Genomic DNA, 18,872 nt, shown 5'->3' with positions numbered 1-18,872 from the left:
AGGGTGCGCGATTGTACGCAAGCCAAGATGGCCTTGCAAGCCTCGCCCCATTGCCAGGCCGGACGCGCCTTGACACGCCGTAACCCGCGACCTAGCATGCCGCGCACCCCCAATGGAGCAGCCGATGCAACCCCAGACCTTCTACCGCGCGGTGGCGGAAGACTTTCACGCCGTCGACGAGATCATCAAGAAACAGCTGACCTCGCGCGTACCGCTGGTATCGAAGATCGGCGACTACATCACTTCGGCGGGCGGCAAGCGCCTGCGTCCGTTGCTGGTCCTGCTCTGCGGCAAGGCCCTGGGCCGTGAAAGCGACGACCTGCGCCTGTTGGCCGCGACCATCGAGTTCCTGCACACCGCCACCCTGCTGCATGACGACGTGGTCGACATGTCCGGCATGCGCCGCGGCCGCTCAACCGCCAATGCCTTGTGGGGCAACGCGCCCAGCGTGCTGGTGGGCGACTTCCTCTATTCGCGCTCCTTCGAAATGATGGTCGAGCTCGGTTCGATGTCGGTCATGCAGATCCTTTCGCGGGCCACTCGCGTCATCGCCGAAGGCGAAGTGCTGCAGCTGTCGCGGGTCCGCGACGCCAGCACCAGCGAAGCGGTGTACATGGAGGTCATCCGCGGCAAGACCGCCATGCTCTTCGAAGCCTCCACCCACAGCGCCGCCGCCCTGGCCGACGCCGACGAAACTCAGCGCGAGGCCCTGCGCACCTTCGGCGACCACCTGGGCGTGGCCTTCCAACTGGTCGACGACCTGCTCGACTACAAGGGCGACTCGGAAACCCTGGGCAAGAACGTCGGCGACGATCTGGCCGAAGGCAAGCCGACCCTGCCGCTGATCTACACCATGCGCGAAGGCACCGCCGAGCAGGCCGCCCTGGTGCGCCAGGCGATCCAGAAAGGCGGCATCGAAGACCTCGAGCAGATTCGTGTGGCCGTCGAAGCCTGCGGCGCCCTGGACTACACCGCGCAGATGGCCCGCGACTACGTCGCCCGCGCCATCGAATGCCTGAACGTACTGCCGGCGAGCGTCTACCGCGACGCCCTGGTCGAACTCAGCGAGTTCGCCGTCGCCCGTACGCACTGACGCCCTCCCCTGGTCGGTGTACGGCAGCCGCCGCACACCGACGCGCAAAACTCCCCTGCCCCGCTCGACAAAACCTTATACAATGTGCGCCTTTCAACGCTCGTCTAAAGGAACCGTCGTGAGCTCTTTGCCGCCCTGCCCCCAATGCAATTCCGAATACACCTATGAAGATGGCACCCAACTGGTCTGCCCGGAGTGCGCCCACGAGTGGTCGACCAGCGGCGAAGCCGAAGCGGCCAGCGACGAGGTGGTGAAGAAGGATTCGGTCGGTAACGTTCTGCAGGACGGCGACACCGTCACCGTCATCAAGGACCTCAAGGTCAAGGGCTCGTCCCTGGTCGTCAAGGTCGGCACCAAGGTCAAGAACATCCGCCTGTGCGACGGCGACCATGACATCGATTGCAAGATCGACGGCATCGGCGCCATGAAACTGAAGTCCGAGTTCGTGCGCAAGGTCTGACGTTCGACCGAACAGGGCTGCCAAGGGCAGCCCTGCCCTCTCCCGCAACGGGATGCCTATACCGGAGAGAAAAAATCCGCCAATAGGCACTTGCTATTCTGATAATAAGAATTATTCTCATTGGAAATGATTTCCAAGGAGACCTTTCCCATGACCTACCTCATCGACGCTTGGCTCGACCGTCCACACCCGTACCTGCGCATCCTGCATCGCGAGACCGGCGAGGTCTGCGCCGTGCTCGAACAGGAAGCCATCGACGAATTGCGCGAACAAGGGGATCTGGACCTGAGCGGTCTGAACTCCTGCGAGCCGGTGGTGCTCAAGGAGCTGGTGCGAAACCTGTTTCTATTCTGCTATGCCAGAGCCTTGCGCCCGGTCGGTGCACAGTGGGGGCATTGAACGAAGAGAGGGCGGACGAGAAGTGGCGAAGCGCCCGTAAGCGCTTCGCGTATGCGGCAGGTTACAGAACGTCGAGCAGCTCGATGTCGAAGATCAGCACGCTGTGCGGGGCGATGCTGCCAACGCCTTGAGCGCCGTAGGCCAATTCGCTCGGCACGTACAGACGCCATTTGCTGCCGGCGTTCATCAGTTGCAGCGCCTCGGTCCAACCGGCGATCACGCCGCCGACCGGGAATTCGGTAGGCTGGCCGCGCTCGTACGAGCTGTCGAACACCGAACCGTCGATCAGGGTGCCGTGGTAATGGGTGCGCACGGTGTCTTCGCGGCCCGGCTTGGCGCCGTCGCCAGTGTTGACCACTTCGTATTGCAGGCCCGAAGCCAGGGTGGTCACGCCTTCGCGCTTGGCGTTCTCGGCCAGGAAGGCCTTGCCGGCGCCGGCGGCCGCTTCGGCCTTGGCAGCCGCTTCGGCCTGCATGAGGTCACGGATGACCTTGAAGCTGGCCGACATATCGGCCTCGCTGACGCGGCTCTCGGCACCGTTGAAGGCGTCGGTCAGGCCGGCGACGATGGCCTCGAGGCTGACGCCTGGTGGCGGGTTGTCGCGCAGTTGGCCGCCCAGTTGGCGGCCGATGCCGTAGCTGGCGCGGGTTTCGTCGGTGGACAGGTTGAGTTCGGACATGGATTTGCTCCGCTACGGACGTGCGACTGCCACGCCCTTGTATGATGAAGGGCGAGCAGCCTAGCACACACCTCGGCGGCGAATCAGCTACCAGGTCGGGCGGGGCGAAATGGCCACCTTGAGGTCTTGTTCAGGGCGCACGCCCACGCCGCACATCTCGTCGTGCACCGACCAGTGCACCAGGAACATCGACTCCACGGGCACGTTCTGCAACAGTTCGCGAGCCTCGGTCACCGAGCGCACGCGCAGGCGTTCGCCATTGGCGTCGGAAAGCGGGTGCGGCTTGCCCGCAATGCAGGCTTCGAGCAGGTAATCCCCGCCCTCTATACCGATCACGTTGATTTCTTCGATGCGGCCGGCGACGGCCTCGGTCTGAAGTTGCTGCAGATTCATAGGCACACCTCATCGGAAAATTCGACCAGAGTGAGCATTCTTCGTACAGCCCTGGAAAAAGCACAAGCGCCGCCGCGCACCGTTGGTCCGGTGCGCGGCAGACGCAGGTTTTCAGTGCTTGGTCAGTTTGTCGAGGTAGCCCATGACGAACGCCGAGACCACGAAGGTCATGTGGATGATCACGTACCACATCAGGTATTGCGGCGAGATGTTCTGCGCGTCCATGAACACCCGCAGCAGGTGGATGGAGGAAATCGCCACGATGGACGCGGCCACCTTCATCTTCAGCGAGGTGGAGTCCATCTTGCCCAGCCAGCTGAGTTTTTCCTTGCCTTCGTCGATGTCCAGCTGGGACACGAAGTTCTCGTAGCCGGAGAACATCACCATCACCAGCAAACCGCCGACCAGCGACATGTCGATCAACGAGAGGATGACCAGCACCAGGTCGGCTTCGGCCATGTCGAAGACATTGGGCAGGACATGGATGATCTCCTGAAAGAATTTCAAGGCCAGGGCCAGCAGGCCCAACGACAGGCCGAAGTAGATCGGCGCGAGCAGCCAGCGGGAGGCGTACATCGCGTTTTCGAGCAAACGTTCCATGGGGGCGACTCGTGAGGTGGGAAAAGCGTGCGCGAGTATAGCCAGCCGCCTGTGACAGCAAAAGCCTGATGCAAGGCAATCGAGTGCGCTTTATCGGTCGCTGGACCTGGAAATATATGACCCTTTATGTCTCGGGTCGGAACTGGTAATCGCCCAGGTTGCGGCAGCGCTCGCCGTTGATCTTGCGCAGTTGGGCTTGCAGATGCAGGCACCAGATGGGCGGGGCTTCGGTGACCTGGTAACCGTGCAAGGTCAGGCTGTCGACGATGGCATTCAAGACCGACTCGGCCACCGCCGGGCCATGGAACGGGCCCTGCGCCTTGATGGCCGAAGGTTGCTCGCCCGCCATGCCGGCGGCGAACAGCAGCGTCCACATCCCGGTATCGCCGGCCAGTGGACGAATGGAGCATTCGATACGGGTTACCAGGCCAAGGCACTGGCGAGTGAGGCTGAGGTTGCGCATGGTGGCGGCCCCTCTGAAGAACACCGGATTAGGGACACGAACGGACCGGCCGGTTTCGTTGCGAGGCTGGAGCGCTCTGGATATCAGCGTAGTCGAGCCCATCGCACAGTTGAAAAACCGGCGCCGAACGGTAGCACATCGCCTTCAGCGCCGGTTTCTTGACTCAGGCAGGCTTGCCCTGTGCCACAAGGTCTTCCAGACGCTCCTTTTCCGCCTCCTTGATGTCTTCCTCGCTGACCATCTCGGCGATGAAACGCAGGCGCTCGACCACACGGGCGTTGACGCTGCCCTCAGGGAACTCGCCCTGCTCGTTCGGCACGCCGGCCTCTTCGCCGACCAGCAGGCTCAAGGCCTCGTCGGCCTGGCTGACGGCATAGACATGGAACTGCCCTGCCTCCACCGCCTGGAGCACACGTTCGTCGAGCATCAGCGTGGCGACGTTGGCGCGCGGGATGATCACGCCCTGCTCGCCGGTCAGCCCGCGGGCTTCGCAGAGGCGGAAGAAGCCTTCGATCTTCTCGTTGACGCCTCCGACCGCCTGTACCTCGCCGAACTGGTTGATGGAGCCGGTGATGGCGAAACATTGCTTGAGGGCCGTGCGCGACAAGGCCGAGATCAGCGTGCACGCCTCGCCGAGCGAGGCGCTGTCGCCATCGACATAGCCATAGGACTGCTCCAGCGCAATGCTCGCGGAAATCGCCAGGGGGAATTCCTGGGCATAGCGGCTGCCCAGGTAACCGGTGAGGATCATCACGCCCTTGGAGTGGATCGGCTGGCCCAGGTTGACCTCGCGCTCGATGTCGACGATGCCGCTGCCGCCCGGATACACCGTGGCGGAAATCCGCGCGGGCATGCCGAAGGCCGAATCGCCCACCTCCAGTACGGTCAGGCCGTTGCACTTGCCGATGGCCGCGCCGTCGGTGTCGATCAGGATGATGCCGGCGAGCATGTCGTCGAGCACGCGCTGCGACACACGTCCGGTGCGCGTGGCCTTGGCGCGCAGGGCACGCTCGATGTGGCCGGCGTCGGTCATGCTGTCGCCGGCCAGTTGGCGGATGAAATCGGCCTCGCTGACCAGCTGGAACAGATCGCCGATACGCGCCGACAACCGCGCCTGGTTCTCGGCTAGACGCGCGCTGTAGGTGGCCAGACGCGCCACCGCGTCGCTGGTCAACGCGGCCATGCCCTCTTCGTTGGTGCGGGTGCGCAGCAACTGGGCGAACTGCTCGAGGTTCTCGTCGACCAGGGGCAGGTCTTCGTCGAAATCGACCAGCACGCGGAACATCTCCTGGAAGTCCGAATCGTGGTCCTGCAACGCGTAATACAGCTGGCGCGAGCCGATGATCACCAGTTTCACGCTGAGCGGAATCACCTGCGGGGTAAGGCTGATGGTCGCCACGCGGCCCAGCTCGCCGAGCGGGGATTCCATTTTCAGCTTGCGCGACTGCAAGGCGCGCTTGAGGCCGTCCCAGACGAACGGCTCGCTGAGCATCTTTTCCGCTTCGAGGATCAGGAAGCCGCCATTGGCACGGTGCAGGGCACCGGGGCGCAGTTGCCGGTAGGAGGTGTATAACGCGCCCTGGTCGGTGCTGTACTCGATGCGCCCGAACAGGTTGTCGTAGGTCGGGTGCGGCTCGAATACCACCGGTGCGCCGCTGTTGCCGTCATGGCCGGCGATCAGGCTGGGCACGTACTGGTCTTCGAGCAGCTTGCGCGCGACTGCGTCGGTCTTGCTGTCCTCGACCAGTTGTTCGATGACCGTGCGCAGCAGGTTCAACTGCACCGATTGCAGGTAGGCGCACACGCCTGCGTTTTCCGCGTACTTTTCCGACAGCGGCGCCAGCAGAGGTTGCAGGGCCAGGGTGATGGTCTCTTCGTTGAGCTGGCGTAACTGGTTGTTCGATTCGCGCTTCCACTGCGGCAGGCTCGACAGTTCGTCGTTGAGGCGCTCCTCCAGAGCGGCGATGTCCTGGTGGAAGCGCTCGCGCACCTCGTCAGGCAGCTGAGCGAACTCGGCTTCGTCGAGTGCCTTGCCATCGGCCATGGGGGTGAAGGCGACATTGCTGCTGTCACGGTACAGCGCGATGTCCTTTTCCAGCGAAGCGCGCTCGATGACGTCCAGGGCCTGGTCGTAGCGCTGGTTGAAGGTGCGGTCGATGGCACCCTTCTTCTGCTGGAAGGACGGGTGTTCGAACACCGCCGGGAAGGTGGCCAGCAGGTTGTCGATCAGGCCGTGCATGTCGGCGACGAACTCGCCCGCGGTACCGGAGGGCAGCTCCAGGGCACGCGGCTCGCGCGGATCTTCGAAATTATTGACGTAGACCCAGTCGGCAGGGGTCTTCTGACGCTTGCCCTCGGCCTTGAGGTAGCGCTTGACGAAGGAGAAGCGGCCGGTGCCCGGCTCGCCCATGACGAAGACGTTGTAACCCGGGCGCGGCATGGCCACGCCGAACTGCAAAGCCTCGACGGCGCGCTCTTGGCCGAGCACGCCACGGAAAGGTTCGAGGTCGTCGGTGGTGGAGAAGGCGAATTGTTCAGCGGAGAAACGCCGGGTCAGGGCTTGCGGCGCCAGACGCAGGCGCGAGGCAACAGGATCGGGCATTGGGCTTCCTTAATTCGGCGGGGCGATGGGCCATTCTGGGGCTCGCCGCGCGCCGCTGGCAAGGCTCGCCGGGACTTTATGTCGCAGCGTTGCAGCGGTAAATTTTTCCTACTTGACCACGCAACCTTTACACACTGCCTAAACTCCAAACTGCGCGGGAGGATCAATACCTCTCCGGCCTGGCGTACGAGCGCCGGGACTCGACCATTGGAACGTCCACGAAAAAGAGAACAATGCTATGAAACGGATTCTTCTGGGTACCCTGTTTGCTGCTGCATCGCTGAACGCCATGGCCGAAGCGCCAGGCGGCCCGAACTGCGGTTGGGGCAACATGCTGTTCGAAGGCCAGCGCGGCACCCCAGCCCACTTCCTGGCTTCCACCACCAACGGCACCTCCGGCAACGCCACCTTCGGCATGACCTCCGGCACCAACGGCTGCTCGACCAAGGCTTCGCTGACCTACGGCGGCAAGTCCTGGCTGGCCATGAATGGCATGATGAACGAGCTGTCCGAAGACATGGCGCAAGGCCAGGGCGAAGCCCTGACCACCTACGCTGTGGTACTGGGCGTGGCACCACAGGATCGCGAGCACTTCGCGGCCGTCACCCACGACCACTTCCAGCAGATCTTCAGCAGCGCCGATGCCAACGCCGAAACCGTTCACACCAACACCCTCGCGGTCCTGAAAAACGACCCGCAACTGGCCAAGTACGCTACCGAAGCGTAAGTCCTGCCCAACCCGCCCTGCATGACAGGGCGGGTTCGTGCATTCTATCGGCACCCTCCTGACTAGTTGCCCGACATGCTCAAACGCCTTTCGCTCCTGGCGCTCAGCGTCAGCACTCCGCTGCATGCCGCCTCCCATATCGACCAAGCCCGCGCACAACAGCTCGCCGCCCAGCCTTACTGGGTTGCCTTGGGGCACTATGAAAGCGGCAAGCTAGGCGGCTGGCGCAGCTATGTCGACGATCCCAAATTCTTTCTCGCCGAAGACGGCGCACATCATCCCGAGCGCGAACTGAGCGCCACGGTGGATGCGCTCTACGCCCCGGCGAGCCTGGGCAACCAGCATGCCCAATGCGTATTTCCGGCGCGTACCCGCTGGTTGCGCGAGCAACTCGCCCTGCACGATCTGCCGCAACCCGAATGCGGCGACTACCGCGCCTGGTATGACGATGTGGCGCCGCACAGCGCCGCGCTGATCTTTCCGGCGGCCTATCTGAACAGCCCGTCGTCGATGTTCGGCCACACCCTGCTGCGCATCGACCAGGCCGACACGCACAGCAACAAGACCTCCCTGCTCAGCTATGCCATCAACTTCGGTGCCTACATCGAAGGCAGCGACAACAGCATCCTGTATGCCTGGAAAGGTTTGGCCGGTGGCTATCCGGGGCTGTTCGCGCTGATGCCCTACCAGGCCAAGCTGTCGGAATACCGCAGCCTGGAAAACCGCGACCTGTGGGAGTACCAGTTGAACCTGACGCCCGAGGAAACCGGGCGCATGGTCGAGCATGTCTGGGAACTCAAGCAGGTGCAGTTCGACTACTTCTTCTTCGACGAAAACTGCTCCTATCGCCTGCTGGAGCTGTTGCAAGTGGCGCGGCCGAGCCTGGACCTGACTTCGCAGTTCCCGCTCACCGCCATCCCTACCGACACCGTCAAGGCGGTGAAACAGGCGGGCCTGGTGGCCGACACCCGTTATCGCCCTTCGCGCGAACGCGAGTTGCTGGCGCGCGCCGAGCCGCTGGAAGCCGAAGAAACCCAGCAAGTGCTGGCCTTGAGCGCCGACATCCAGCATCTGCAAAGCCCGGCCTTCACCGCCCTGCCCCGCGAGCGCCAGGCTCTGGTGCAAGACGCGGCCTACCGCCTGGAGCGCTACCGTGCCAACGGCCAGGCACGCGACCCGGCGCAGGCTGCGCGCAGCTTCGAGCTGTTGCGGGCGATCAACCGCAACCCACCGCCGCCGCTGGACATCGAGAAACCCGGTTTGCCCGAAGAGGGCCACGAGTCGCGCACCTGGCAACTGGGCCTGGGCACCCGCGACGATCGCGCCTATGCCGAATACGGCCTGCGCATGGCTTACCACGACCTGAACGACAACGCCTACGGCTTCCCGCTTGGCGCGCAGATCGAAATCCTCCAGCTCAAAGTGCGCCAGTACGAGGGCAACGACTGGCAAGTGCAACGCCTGGACCTGGCCACCATCCGTTCGCTGACGCCGCGCAACGACCTGCTCAAGCCTTGGTCGTGGCAAGTGGCCGGCGGCCTGGAGCGGGTGCCGGGCAAGCATGGCGACGAGGTGCTGGTCAGCCACGTCAACGGCGGCGCGGGCGGCACCTGGCAGTTGGGCGACGATGTGCTGGGCTTCGCCCTGGGCACGGTGCGGGTCGAACACCACAACGACTTCGCCGAGTTCATCTCGCCCGCAGCCGGTTTCAACAGCGGCGTGCTGTGGCGCAACGGCCTGGGCAACCTGAGCCTGGAAGCCAAGAGCGACTTCTTCACCAATGGCGAAGTGCGCCGCAGCCTGAGCCTCAACCAGCAATGGGAAATTTCCCGCAACTTGGGCCTGCGCCTGAGCGCCAAGCGCGAATTCAGCCACCTGGCCTCGGCGCAGAACGAAGTGATGCTGGAAATGAAGTGGTACCACTACTGATCCGTTGCCGACCCGCTCAAGGGCTTGCGCCCTCGGGACGTGCGCAGATTAATGGCAATCCGACATTCTTTTGACCTCGCCCTGACAATCCTGCGCCTACACTGACTCCATGACGTGGAGATCGTGGCTATGGCGCGGTACTGGCTCGGGTTGTTGTGGATAGCGATACTGCTCGGCGGTTGCCAATCGACCCACGAGCAGATGCTCAAGGACGGTTACCCGCCTGCCTACGCCGACGGTTATCAGGACGGCTGCGGCAGTGGTCGCCATGCGGCTGGGCTGAGGGTGGGGGATTTTCGCAAGAACGTGCCGCGCTACCTTGCCGAGCGCCAATATGAAACCGGTTGGGACGATGGTTTTCGCCAATGCCAGAGCCTGCAAGCCGGGCAGAACCTGCACGATGAGAGCGAGCCTTTTGGCAATGAGCGCGATCGCGACTGGCAACGGGAAAAGAACCGCGACAATGCCCGCGCTTTTCGTCATGAATAGACCCTCTCAGGCACAAGCACTGTCGGACATCGACTGAAACGACCCGCCTGTTGCCACGGTCCTACGGCAAAGGAGGACCACATGAGCCGAGCATTCGTCAACGAAGACCACGCCGCCGCACAGGCCAGCCAGCCTGTCGAGCGGCGCATCAGCGAGCAGACTAATTACGTCACCGCACACGGCCTCGCGCAATTGCAGGCACGGGTGGAAGCACTCAATGCCGAACGTCGCGAGCTGCAAGCCCAAGGTGAACGCGCCGATCAGCAGCGCCTGGCCGACAACGAAAGCGACCTGCGCTATTTCAGCGCACGGGTGCTGAGCGCACAGCCCGTACCCACCCCCACTTCGACCGACAAGGTGCAGATCGGCAGCCGCGTTACCTTCGCTGACGAGCACGACCACCAGCAGCAGGTGCGCCTGGTCGGCGAAGACGAAGCCGACGCCACGCATGGCCTGATCAATTGGGGTTCGCCCTTGGGGCAGGCGCTGCTGGGTGCAGCGCCGGGCGATGAGGTGGTCTGGAAACGACCGGCAGGCGATCTGCTGATCGAGGTGATTGCGATCGAGGCATAGGAACGGTGAAGGCCATTGGCGCGGCGCTGCCGCGCATCGCGGCTGAAGCCGCTCCCACCGGAATTTGCAAACCCCTATAGAGATACCCTCACCCTTGATGCGCAAAAATCCCTGGGTGAGCGGCTTCAGCCGCGATGCGCGGCAGCGCCGCCCCGGTGCAGACCCTGGGGCAATCGGCAGAAGAAACACAACCTCAGCCATTGCTTTTGCTCGGTAGCCACCGGCGAGCGCCCCAGAGCCGAGCGGTCGCCTCTACAAACGATGCCCGACTGAAAAAGCCCGGCCGGCCCAAGGCATTGCCCATCGGACTTGAAGACGCCGCCAGTTGCGGCACCTTCGAGCATCCCTGCCGAATCGAACGCCGTGCCAGCAAGACGGACCGCTTCCAAAGCACAGCGCTACCAGCCGAAGGGTGGCCGGCCTACACCACCCCCTGCGCCAACATGGCGTCGGCCACTTTGACGAAACCGGCGATATTGGCACCCTTCACGTAGTTGACGCTGCCGTCGGCCTCTTCGCCGTAATGCACGCAGGCGTGGTGGATCGACTGCATGATGCCGTGCAGCTTGCTGTCCACTTCCCCCGCCGTCCACAGCAGGCGCATGGCGTTCTGCGACATTTCCAGCCCTGACACGGCCACGCCACCGGCGTTGGAGGCTTTGCCCGGGGCAAAGAGAATGCCGGCGTCGATGAACAGGTCCACGGCCTCCAGGGTGGTCGGCATGTTCGCACCTTCGGCCACACACACGCAGCCGTTGGCCAACAAGGTGCGCGCCGCATCGGCGTCGAGTTCGTTCTGCGTGGCGCAGGGCAAGGCGATGTCGCACGGCAGCGACCAGGGCGCCTGTCCCTTACGGAACTCCAGACCCAGCTCGCCGGCCAGCGCGCTCAAGCGCCCGCGCTTGACGTTCTTCAGTGCCATCACCGCTTCCCACTGCGCTTCGCTCAGGCCCGATTCGCAGTACAGCGTGCCTTCGGAGTCGGACAGCGAGATGACCTTGCCGCCCAGGTCCATGACTTTGCGTGCGGCGTACTGCGCGACGTTGCCGGAACCCGAGATGGCCACGCGCTGGCCGTCGAAGCTCGACTGCTTGCGCTTGAGCATTTCTTCGGCGAAGTACACGCAGCCGTAACCGGTGGCTTCGGGGCGGATCAAGCTGCCGCCGTAGTTCATACCTTTGCCGGTGAGCACCGAGGTGAACTGGTTGGCCAAGCGCTTGTACTGGCCGAACAGGAAGCCGATTTCACGCCCACCCACGCCGATGTCACCGGCCGGTACGTCGACATCGGCGCCGATGTGGCGATACAGCTCGCTCATGAACGCCTGACAGAAGCGCATGACCTCGCCATCGCTCTTGCCCTTGGGATCGAAGTCCGAACCGCCCTTGCCGCCGCCCATGGGCAGGGACGTCAGCGAGTTTTTCAGCACCTGCTCGAAGGCCAGGAATTTCAGCACACTGAGATTCACCGACGGGTGGAAGCGCAGGCCGCCCTTGTACGGGCCGATGGCGCTGCTCATCTGGATGCGGAAACCGCGGTTGACCTGCACCTTGCCCTGGTCGTCGACCCACGACACGCGGAACAGCACGGCCCGTTCAGGCTCGCACATGCGTTCGAGAATGCCCGCTTGCAGGTAATGCGGGTTGGCTTCGAGGAACGGCCAAAGGCTGCGCAGCACTTCTTCGACGGCTTGATGGAATTCGGGTTGGCCAGGGTCGCGCTGTTGCAGGCGGGCCAGGAAGGAGTCGACGGATTCGATCATGCTAGACATCTCACCAAAGAGGGTTGGACTTGTTGGTTTTTGCCCGACTCTAACAAGAAGCCTTCGCACAACAACAGTGCAAAATGTCGTTTTTATGAAAATAAATGGTGCGTTTTATATAAATGTATACAAAATGTTAAATCATTGAGACGGATAAATCCCGGTATAGAGCGCTCCGGCATTCTTGCGTAAGCACGAAAATGGGGCCTCGAAAGGCCCCATTCTTGTGCAACCGCTGGCGTTTTACTGCGCCAGCTTCTTGTGTCGAACCCGGTGCGGCTGCGCGGCGGCATCGCCCAGGCGTTTCTTGCGATCGGCTTCGTACTCGGTGTAGTTACCTTCGAAGAAGACCACGTTGGAGTCGTCTTCGTAGGCCAGGATGTGCGTTGCCACGCGGTCCAGGAACCAGCGATCGTGGGAAATCACGATGGCGGCGCCGGGGAAGTCCAGCAGTGCTTCCTCCAGGGAACGCAGGGTTTCGACGTCGAGGTCGTTGGACGGTTCGTCGAGCAGCAGGACGTTGCCGCCCTCCTTCAAGGTCAGGGCCAAGTGCAGGCGGCCACGTTCACCGCCGGAAAGGTCCTTGACGAACTTCTGCTGGTCGCCGCCCTTGAAGTTGAAGCGCCCGACATAGGTACGCGACGGAATCTCGTAGCTGCCGATGCGGATCTGGTCGGAACCGTCGGACACCTGCTGGAACACCGTCTTGCTGCCGTCGAGGTCTTCGCGACTCTGGTCCACGCAGGCCAGCTGCACGGTGTCGCCGATCTCGATGCTGCCCGAATCGGGCTGTTCCTTGCCCATGAGCATGCGGAACAGGGTCGACTTACCGGCACCGTTACCGCCGATGACGCCGACGATGGCGCCTTTGGGCATGGCGAAGGACAGGTCGTCGATCAGCACGCGGTCGCCGTAGCCCTTGGAGACGTTCTTGAATTCGATGACCTTGTCGCCCAGGCGCGGCCCGGCCGGAATGTAGATCTCGTTGGTCTCGCTGCGCTTCTGGAATTCCTGCGATTGCAGTTCTTCGAAGCGCTGCAGACGGGCCTTGGACTTGGACTGGCGGGCCTTGGCGCCTTTGCGCACCCACTCCAGCTCTTCCTTCATGGCCTTTTCATGGGCGCTCTGCTGCTTGGATTCCTGTGCCAGTCGGTCGGACTTGGCTTCCAACCAACCGGAATAGTTGCCTTCGTACGGGATACCGGCGCCGCGGTCGAGCTCGAGAATCCAGCCAGCGACGTTGTCGAGGAAGTAACGGTCGTGGGTGATGGCCACCACGGTGCCGGGGAAATCGTGCAGGAAGCGCTCGAGCCAAGCCACCGAGTCGGCGTCCAGGTGGTTGGTCGGTTCGTCGAGCAGCAGCATGTCGGGGGCCGACAGCAGCAGACGGCACAGTGCCACGCGGCGCTTCTCGCCACCGGAAAGGTGTTCGATCTTCGCGTCCCAGGCCGGCAGGCGCAGGGCGTCGGCGGCGACGTCGAGCTGACGCTCCAGGTTGTGGCCGTCGGCGGCCTGGAGGATGGCTTCGAGCTTGGCCTGTTCGGCGGCCAGCTTGTCGAAGTCGGCGTCCGGGTCGGCGTAGGCGGCGTAGACCTCGTCCAGACGCGCTTGGGCGTCCTTGATCACGCTGACGGCTTCTTCGACCACTTCGCGCACGGTCTTGCTCGGGTCGAGCTGTGGCTCCTGGGGCAGGTAGCCGACGTTGATGTCGGGCATCGGACGGGCTTCGCCGTCGAATTCCTTGTCGACCCCGGCCATGATCCGCAGCAGGGTCGACTTGCCCGCGCCGTTGAGGCCGAGCACGCCGATCTTGGCGCCCGGGAAGAACGACAGCGAGATGTTCTTGAGGATTTCGCGCTTCGGCGGCACGACCTTGCTCAGCCGATGCATGGTGTAGACGTATTGAGCCAAAACCAAGCCCTCTCTATATAGGTAAGGACATCGACGCCAGCGCAGGCGTTAGGAGATGTCGTGGAACAAAGTGCGCCATTCTACGTCAAGTCGCGACGTTGCACAGACGGGCAGGCGTGCCGGGCATCGCCACCCGCTCGGCTCAGCCGCGGGTCTTGCGCAGCTTGCCGCGCGGCGCGCGATGGCCTTGCGCCGTCAGCTTGGCGGCCCAGGCCGCCTTGACGCTGAAGCTTGCAGTGCGCTCGGTTGGCATGGCCGTAGCCTGTGGCGTCTCGGCTTGCACGGGCGTTACGCGGACCAGGGCTTCGCCCGAGACCGGCGAGTGACGCGGCGGCGTACTTGTACTCGTGCTCGCGCTGGGCGCAGCGGGCGTGGCGGCGGCCTTGGCCTGCTTGCGCAGCTCGGCCAGGGACGGCGACCTGGCGACGCTGGTCGCCGCCGGCTTGAGCAGCGTGCGCTGGCACGACTTGCACGACACCTGCTCGCTCACGCCAGTGCTGACCAGCGTTTGCGCGGTACGTCCGCAGGCGGCCTGCAGGCCGTTGGTGGAATAGTGGGTAACCAAACCGGGTTTCTCCGTAAAGCACAGGCATTGAAACGGCCGGCATTCTCGCACACCCAGCGCTGGCTGCCGAACCGACAGGACGGCAGGACAGCGACGTAGCACTTTGCCATAATGCCGCGCACGCTGGGCGCCATCCCCGATTGCGGACTATAGTGCGCCGGCCACTCGATCGCCTCGGTGGCCTGTCCGACAGCTTTCCCACGCCCTGCCCTTGCCAGCCCTTTCGCAGGATGAGCGCTTGACTATCACCACTCCACCGCCGGGCCCTTCATCGGGCAACCCCGCACCCGCCAAGCCCTTCGGTGGCTCGCTCAAGGGTGCCTTGGCCATGATCGTGCTGGTGCTGCTGGGCCTGCTGGCCTGGCAGTTGCTCGCGCAGTTTCGCGCCACCCTGGCCGAACAGCGCGAGCAGAGCCTGAGCGCCAGCGCAGAGCTTGCCGAGCATCTGGAACTGAACATGGCGTTGCAGGCGCAACAGGCCATCAACCTGATGCAACCTCATGCCCAAGTGCCCGAACCCGGTGCCCTGCCGGGGCTGATCGAAGCCTGGCGGCAGAAGCTGCCGGCGCTCCAGGGCGTGGCCTGGTTGGACGCAGACGGTCAGGTACAGCTCGACAGCGCCCCGTCGACCCCCGATCGCGATGCGTTGCAAGGCGCGTTCGCCTTGGGCAAGGACCAAGGTTTCTTCTACACCAACAGCGCCGACGGCCAGACCCTCTACCTGCTGCTGCAACAGCCGGGCGTCCTGCCTTCGGACAGCACAGGCGGCTATTGGCGACTGCGCCTGTCGGCCGATTACCTGCAAACCCTCAGCCAACGTCTGCAAGGCGCCAAGGATCCCCTGTGGCTGCTGGAAAACAGCCGCAATGCGCAAGTCCTGCTGGGGCACCCCGACACCCATGGCGGCAGTGTGGAACAGGGCAAGCTGGACAGCGTCATGCTCAGCTTCCTCGCCCACAGTCCCTGGCAATTGCGCGGCGTATTCGACACCGAGCGCGTACGTGAGCAACTGCTTCCAGCCCTGATCGGCAAGTACCTGCTGGTGGTGCTGTGTGCCTGCCTGCCGGTGCTCGCGCTGTTCAACCTGCGTCGTCGCCAACGCGCCTTGCAGGCCGACCGCCGCCGCTACCACGACATCTTCGAAGGCACCGGTGTGGCCCTGTGCGTGCTCGACCTGTCCAGCCTTCCGGGCCAGTTGCAGCGCCATCATGTCGGCAACCGCGCCGCCTTGAAACACAGCCTGGCCCTGGACCCGAACCTGCGCCGCGCGTTGCTGCAAGAGCTGAGGATCACCGAAACCAACCTGGTGGCGCGTCGCCTGCTGGGTGTCGACTCCAACGAAAGCACCTGGCGCCGGCTGATCGAAAGCTCGATCGAGGAGCGCGACAGCATCGGTATGCAACTGATCTACGCGGTGCTCGACCAGCGCGAGCAGCTGGAACTGGAGATGCGCCTGCCCGCGCCCGATGCCAGCGAACTGCACCTGTGGCTGATGGTGCGGCTGCCCGAGCCCCGCGACTACCAGGCCGTAATCCTCAGCATCAGCGACATCACCAGCCGCAAACAGGTCGAGCTGTCGCTGCTCGAACGCGAAAGCTTCTGGTCGGACGTGGTGCGCACGGTGCCCGACCAGCTCTACGTGCAGGACGTGCAAAGCCAGCAGATGATCTTCAGCAACCGCCACCTGGGCCAGACCTTGGGCTACACCCGTGCGGAGCTGGCGCAGATGGGCGATCGTTTCTGGGAACTGCTGATGCACCCCGAAGACGCCGAACAGTACCGCGCGCAACGCTGGCACCATCGTGGGGCCGGCAAGAACCAACCTCTGCATTACCAGACGCGTTTCCGCCATCAGGACGGCACCTGGCGTTGCTATGACATCCGCGAGCAAGTGCTGACCCACGACGAGCGAGGCCAGGTGGTGCGCATCATCGGCGTGGGCAAGGACGTCACGGTGCAGATCGAGGCCAGCGAATCGCTGCGCGACAGCGAACAGCGCTACCGCATGCTGGCCGAAAGCATCAGCGACGTGATCTTTTCCACCGATGGCCAGTTGCAGCTCAACTACATCAGCCCTTCGGTACAGTTGGTGCTCGGTTACGAAGTGGACTGGGTATTCGACAACGGCTGGCAATCGACCATCGCCAACCCGGCCCAGCTCAGCGGCGTCCTGCGCCTGCTGGAGCAGGTCACCCACGCCCTGGACGACGCCGAACAGCTCGAGCACCTGCGCCTGGAACTGCCGACCCAGCTGTTCCTGTTCGACTGCCTGCGCGCCGACGGCCGCAAGATCCCCATCGAGCTGCGGGTGGTACTGGTCTGGGACGAGCACGGCGGTTTCGAGGGCATCCTCGGCGTTGGCCGCGACATCAGCCAGCAGCGCCGCGCCGAGAAAGACCTGCGCATGGCCGCCACGGTCTTCGAGCACTCCACCTCGGCCATTCTGATCACCGACCCGGCCGGCTACATCGTGCAGGCCAACGAGGCCTTCAGCCGGGTCAGCGGCTACGCCGTGAGCGACGTGCTCGACCAATTGCCGACCATGCTGGTGGTCGACAGCCAGCAGGAAGCGCACCTGCGTTACGTCCTCAAGCAGTTGCACCAGCGCGGCAGTTGGGAAGGCGAAGTGTGGCTCAAGCGCCGCAGCGGCGAGCACTACCCGGCCTGGGTCGGTGTGACGGCTGTGTTCGACGACGAAGGCGACCTGGCCAGCTACGTGTGCTTCTTCACCGACATCAGCGAGCGCAAGGCCAGCGAGCAGCGCATCCACCGCCTGGCCTACTACGACGCCTTGACCCACCTGCCCAACCGCACGCTGTTCCAGGACCGCCTGCACACTGCGTTGCAACAGGCCCAGCGCAGCACCTCCTGGGTGGTGCTTATGTTCCTCGACCTGGACCGTTTCAAGCCGATCAACGATTCGCTCGGCCACGCCGCTGGCGACCGCATGCTCAAGGACATGGCCGAGCGCCTGCTGGCCTGCGTGCATGACGACGACACCGTGGCGCGCATGGGCGGCGACGAGTTCACCTTGCTGCTGCAGCCCAAGCCGACCCGCGAAGCCTCGCTCAACCGCGCCATCCATGTCGCCGAAAACATCCTCGCCAGCCTGGTACGGCCTTTCGTGCTGGAGAACCGCGAGTTCTTCGTCACCGCCAGCATCGGCATCGCCCTGAGCCCGCAGGACGGCAGCGAGCTCAGCCAGCTGATGAAGAACGCCGACACGGCGATGTATCACGCCAAGGAGCGCGGCAAGAACAACTTCCAGTTCTACCAGGCCGACATGAACGCCAGCGCCCTGGAGCGCCTGGAACTGGAAAGCGATCTGCGTCATGCCCTGGAGCAGAACGAATTCATCCTTTATTACCAACCGCAGTTCAGCGGCGACGGCAAGCGCCTGACCGGCGCCGAGGCGCTGTTGCGCTGGCGCCATCCGCGGCGCGGGTTGGTGCCGCCGGGCGACTTCATCCCCGTGCTCGAAGAGTTGGGGCTGGTGGTCGACGTCGGCGACTGGGTATTGCGCGAGGCCAGCCGGCAGCTCATGGCCTGGCGCAGAGCGCGCGTGCGGGTGCCGAAGGTATCGGTCAACCTCTCGGCGCGGCAGTTCTCCGACGGCCAGCTGGGCACGCGCATCGCCACCATCCTCAAGGAAAGCGGCCTGCCGCCGGCCTGCCTGGAGCTGGAATTGACCGAAAGCATCCTGATGCGCGAGGTCAACGAAGCGATGCAGATTCTCGACAGCCTCAAGCAGTTGGGCTTGAGCATTGCCGTCGACGACTTCGGCACCGGTTATTCCTCGCTCAACTATTTGAAGCAGTTCCCCATCGACGTGCTCAAGATCGACCGCACCTTCGTCGACGGCCTGCCCTCCGGCGAGCAGGACGCACAGATCGCCCGCGCCATCATCGCCATGGCCCACAGCCTGAACCTGGCGGTGATCGCCGAAGGCGTCGAGACCCACGAACAGTTGGAGTTCCTGCGCGAGCACGACTGCGACGAAGTGCAGGGCTACCTGTTCGGCCGGCCCATGCCGGCCAACCAGTTCGAGGCGCAGTTCAGCAACGAAACGCTGTTCATGTTGGGGTGAGACGGCGGTGGGTCGGATCGAGCACCCAAGCGCCGTGGGATAGAAAGATGCCTACGGCGCCCGGCCTTCGCCGCGCCTGCCTACGCCAGCGCATCCACGACGCAGGCAGCGTGCTTTCTAGGTATGCCGCTTGCCGCTTA

Annotated in this window: 16 protein-coding genes; 8 read left to right on the top strand and 8 right to left on the bottom strand. The window is 63.8% G+C overall.

From position 1 onward, the window contains the following. The first annotated feature begins 124 nt into the window (after nt 1–124). The 3 genes from AA0Z93_RS10695 to AA0Z93_RS10685 all read left to right on the top strand — a co-directional run bounded on the left by AA0Z93_RS10695 (nt 125) and on the right by AA0Z93_RS10685 (nt 1,952). Entirely contained in the window at nt 125–1,093 is a 969-nt protein-coding gene (locus AA0Z93_RS10695) for a polyprenyl synthetase family protein (protein WP_413048957.1), read from the top strand. 118 nt (nt 1,094–1,211) lie between these two features. After that, complete coding sequence (locus AA0Z93_RS10690; protein ID WP_413048958.1) at nt 1,212–1,553, top strand: zinc ribbon domain-containing protein YjdM; 342 nt, start codon at nt 1,212–1,214, stop codon at nt 1,551–1,553. A 150-nt stretch (nt 1,554–1,703) separates the two neighbouring features. Continuing rightward, entirely contained in the window at nt 1,704–1,952 is a 249-nt protein-coding gene (locus tag AA0Z93_RS10685) for a hypothetical protein (protein ID WP_413048959.1), read from the top strand. A 61-nt stretch (nt 1,953–2,013) separates the two neighbouring features. Here the strand turns inward: AA0Z93_RS10685 and AA0Z93_RS10680 are convergent, their stop codons facing one another. From AA0Z93_RS10680 to AA0Z93_RS10660, 5 genes are all read right to left on the bottom strand, one after another. After that, the gene (locus tag AA0Z93_RS10680) at nt 2,014–2,631 is read right to left on the bottom strand and encodes an FKBP-type peptidyl-prolyl cis-trans isomerase (protein ID WP_413048960.1); all 618 of its coding nucleotides are present in this window, start codon (nt 2,629–2,631) and stop codon (nt 2,014–2,016) included. A gap of 87 nt (nt 2,632–2,718) precedes the next feature. Then, nucleotides 2,719–3,024, bottom strand: a complete 306-nt coding sequence (locus tag AA0Z93_RS10675) for a DUF6482 family protein (RefSeq protein ID WP_413048961.1) — start codon at nt 3,022–3,024, stop codon at nt 2,719–2,721. A gap of 111 nt (nt 3,025–3,135) precedes the next feature. Beyond that, a complete protein-coding gene (locus tag AA0Z93_RS10670; protein WP_413048962.1) occupies nt 3,136–3,624 on the bottom strand; it encodes a TIGR00645 family protein in 489 nt (162 codons plus the stop codon). A 124-nt stretch (nt 3,625–3,748) separates the two neighbouring features. Continuing rightward, nucleotides 3,749–4,087 (bottom strand): hypothetical protein, encoded by a 339-nt coding sequence (locus AA0Z93_RS10665; protein WP_413048963.1) that lies wholly within the window; start codon nt 4,085–4,087, stop codon nt 3,749–3,751. A gap of 163 nt (nt 4,088–4,250) precedes the next feature. After that, nucleotides 4,251–6,689, bottom strand: coding sequence for a Lon protease family protein (locus AA0Z93_RS10660; RefSeq protein WP_413048964.1), 2,439 nt, complete (start codon nt 6,687–6,689; stop codon nt 4,251–4,253). 238 nt (nt 6,690–6,927) lie between these two features. Between AA0Z93_RS10660 and AA0Z93_RS10655 the strand changes: the two genes are divergently transcribed. From AA0Z93_RS10655 to AA0Z93_RS10640, 4 genes are all read left to right on the top strand, one after another. After that, entirely contained in the window at nt 6,928–7,416 is a 489-nt protein-coding gene (locus AA0Z93_RS10655) for a DUF3015 domain-containing protein (RefSeq protein ID WP_296265555.1), read from the top strand. A 75-nt stretch (nt 7,417–7,491) separates the two neighbouring features. Further along, entirely contained in the window at nt 7,492–9,345 is a 1,854-nt protein-coding gene (locus AA0Z93_RS10650) for a DUF4105 domain-containing protein (RefSeq protein ID WP_413048965.1), read from the top strand. A 129-nt stretch (nt 9,346–9,474) separates the two neighbouring features. After that, a complete protein-coding gene (locus tag AA0Z93_RS10645) occupies nt 9,475–9,834 on the top strand; it encodes a hypothetical protein (RefSeq protein ID WP_413048966.1) in 360 nt (119 codons plus the stop codon). Nucleotides 9,835–9,915: 81 nt separating this feature from the next. Continuing rightward, the gene (locus tag AA0Z93_RS10640) at nt 9,916–10,407 is read left to right on the top strand and encodes a GreA/GreB family elongation factor (protein WP_413048967.1); all 492 of its coding nucleotides are present in this window, start codon (nt 9,916–9,918) and stop codon (nt 10,405–10,407) included. Nucleotides 10,408–10,828: 421 nt separating this feature from the next. On the opposite strand, the gene gdhA is transcribed toward AA0Z93_RS10640, so the two are convergent. The 3 genes from gdhA to AA0Z93_RS10625 form a co-directional block, all read right to left on the bottom strand. After that, complete coding sequence (gene gdhA / locus AA0Z93_RS10635; protein ID WP_413048968.1) at nt 10,829–12,169, bottom strand: NADP-specific glutamate dehydrogenase; 1,341 nt, start codon at nt 12,167–12,169, stop codon at nt 10,829–10,831. Nucleotides 12,170–12,412: 243 nt separating this feature from the next. Beyond that, complete coding sequence (ettA, locus tag AA0Z93_RS10630; protein WP_413049032.1) at nt 12,413–14,080, bottom strand: energy-dependent translational throttle protein EttA; 1,668 nt, start codon at nt 14,078–14,080, stop codon at nt 12,413–12,415. A gap of 142 nt (nt 14,081–14,222) precedes the next feature. After that, nucleotides 14,223–14,645: a hypothetical protein gene (locus tag AA0Z93_RS10625; protein WP_413048969.1), complete on the bottom strand. Its 423-nt coding sequence runs from the start codon at nt 14,643–14,645 to the stop codon at nt 14,223–14,225. 328 nt (nt 14,646–14,973) lie between these two features. Here AA0Z93_RS10625 and AA0Z93_RS10620 point away from each other — a divergent pair, with 328 nt between their 5' ends. Beyond that, the gene (locus tag AA0Z93_RS10620) at nt 14,974–18,732 is read left to right on the top strand and encodes an EAL domain-containing protein (protein WP_413049033.1); all 3,759 of its coding nucleotides are present in this window, start codon (nt 14,974–14,976) and stop codon (nt 18,730–18,732) included. The last annotated feature ends 140 nt before the right edge of the window (nt 18,733–18,872 follow it).

Origin of the sequence: Pseudomonas phoenicis, from assembly GCF_047302395.1 — a bacterium.
GTDB lineage: Bacteria > Pseudomonadota > Gammaproteobacteria > Pseudomonadales > Pseudomonadaceae > Aquipseudomonas.
Note: the sequence above shows the minus strand (reverse complement) of the source record. Positions and strands in the feature narration are given on the sequence as shown.

Excerpts from the sequence above, each read along its gene's own strand:
- AA0Z93_RS10695 (WP_413048957.1), top strand. The coding sequence starts at position 125 with ATGCAACCCCAGACCTTCTACCGCGCGGTGGCGGAAGACTTTCACGCC.
- AA0Z93_RS10685 (WP_413048959.1), top strand. The coding sequence starts at position 1,704 with ATGACCTACCTCATCGACGCTTGGCTCGACCGTCCACACCCGTACCTG.
- AA0Z93_RS10680 (WP_413048960.1), bottom strand. The coding sequence starts at position 2,631 with ATGTCCGAACTCAACCTGTCCACCGACGAAACCCGCGCCAGCTACGGC.
- AA0Z93_RS10675 (WP_413048961.1), bottom strand. The coding sequence starts at position 3,024 with ATGAATCTGCAGCAACTTCAGACCGAGGCCGTCGCCGGCCGCATCGAA.
- AA0Z93_RS10670 (WP_413048962.1), bottom strand. The coding sequence starts at position 3,624 with ATGGAACGTTTGCTCGAAAACGCGATGTACGCCTCCCGCTGGCTGCTC.
- AA0Z93_RS10665 (WP_413048963.1), bottom strand. The coding sequence starts at position 4,087 with ATGCGCAACCTCAGCCTCACTCGCCAGTGCCTTGGCCTGGTAACCCGT.
- AA0Z93_RS10660 (WP_413048964.1), bottom strand. The coding sequence starts at position 6,689 with ATGCCCGATCCTGTTGCCTCGCGCCTGCGTCTGGCGCCGCAAGCCCTG.
- AA0Z93_RS10655 (WP_296265555.1), top strand. The coding sequence starts at position 6,928 with ATGAAACGGATTCTTCTGGGTACCCTGTTTGCTGCTGCATCGCTGAAC.
- AA0Z93_RS10650 (WP_413048965.1), top strand. The coding sequence starts at position 7,492 with ATGCTCAAACGCCTTTCGCTCCTGGCGCTCAGCGTCAGCACTCCGCTG.
- AA0Z93_RS10645 (WP_413048966.1), top strand. The coding sequence starts at position 9,475 with ATGGCGCGGTACTGGCTCGGGTTGTTGTGGATAGCGATACTGCTCGGC.
- AA0Z93_RS10640 (WP_413048967.1), top strand. The coding sequence starts at position 9,916 with ATGAGCCGAGCATTCGTCAACGAAGACCACGCCGCCGCACAGGCCAGC.
- gdhA (WP_413048968.1), bottom strand. The coding sequence starts at position 12,169 with ATGATCGAATCCGTCGACTCCTTCCTGGCCCGCCTGCAACAGCGCGAC.
- AA0Z93_RS10620 (WP_413049033.1), top strand. The coding sequence starts at position 14,974 with ATGATCGTGCTGGTGCTGCTGGGCCTGCTGGCCTGGCAGTTGCTCGCG.